The 1,163-nt window shown below is 73.5% G+C and carries 2 protein-coding genes; both read left to right on the top strand.

The features are described 5' to 3' along the window. A partial coding sequence (locus JGS39_RS39570; RefSeq protein ID WP_219574595.1) for a chorismate-binding protein occupies positions 1-791 on the top strand: 791 nt, incomplete at its 5' end. A gap of 50 nt (positions 792-841) precedes the next feature. Then, positions 842-1,163: Trp biosynthesis-associated membrane protein (locus JGS39_RS39575; protein WP_219574596.1), on the top strand; the 322-nt coding region annotated here is incomplete at its 3' end.

A 1,163-nucleotide genomic window follows, 5' to 3' on the forward strand; every position in this document is an offset into this window, starting at 1 on the left:
AGGACGTGAAGGAGCGCATCAGGGCCGGCGAGGCCTTCCAGGTCGTCCCCTCCCAGCGCTTCGAAACCCCGTGCACGGCCAGCGCGTTGGACGTCTACCGGGTGCTGCGCGCCACCAACCCCTCGCCGTACATGTACCTCTTCCGCTTCGACGGCTTCGACGTCGCGGGCTCCAGCCCCGAGGCCCTCGTCAAGGTCGAGGACGGCCGCGCGATGGTCCACCCGATCGCCGGCACCCGGCATCGCGGCGCCACTCCCCAGGAGGACCAGGCGCTCGCCGACGAACTCCTCGCCGACCCGAAGGAACGCGCCGAGCACCTGATGCTCGTCGACCTCGGCCGCAACGACCTGGGCCGGGTCTGCGAACCCGGCAGCGTCGAGGTCGTCGACTTCATGTCGATCGAGCGGTACTCCCACGTGATGCACATCGTGTCCACCGTCACCGGCAAGGTCGCCGAGGGCCGCACCGCCTTCGACGTCCTGACCGCGTGCTTCCCCGCGGGCACCCTCTCGGGCGCCCCCAAGCCGCGCGCCATGCAGATCATCGAGGAGCTCGAACCCACCCGCCGCGGACTGTACGGCGGCTGCGTCGGCTACCTCGACTTCGCCGGGGACTCCGACACCGCCATCGCGATCCGCACCGCGCTGCTGCGGGACGGCACGGCGTACGTCCAGGCCGGCGCCGGTGTCGTCGCCGACTCCGACCCGGTCGCCGAGGACACCGAGTGCCGCAACAAGGCCGCCGCGGTGCTGCGCGCCGTGCACACCGCCAACCGGCTCGGCGGCAACTGAGACGACCGGCACACGGGGGGCGGTCGGCCGCTGCGGGGCCGTAAGGGATAGTGGAGTACGTGAGCGCTGTCCCCGTACCCCAGCCCCGTGCCGAAGCCGCCACCGCGCCCGACAGCGCGGGAAGCCGCCGAAGCCTGGCAGCCGGCCTGCTCCTCGGGGCAGCCGGAGCCACCATCGTGCTGCTCGCCTCCGGGCAGACCTGGGCCGGAGGCAAGGCCGCGGTCGGCGGCGGCACCCTGGCACTGAACGCCGAGGGCCAGGACGTCACCGGCCTCCCCGCGGCCCTCGCCATAGTCGGCCTGGCCGCCCTCGTCGCCGTCTTCGCCGTCCGCGGCGACGGCCAGCCGGCCGGCGCCGCGGACGGCGAAGACG

It is taken from the genome of Streptomyces poriferorum (genome assembly GCF_019399235.1).
Lineage (GTDB): Bacteria > Actinomycetota > Actinomycetes > Streptomycetales > Streptomycetaceae > Streptomyces > Streptomyces poriferorum.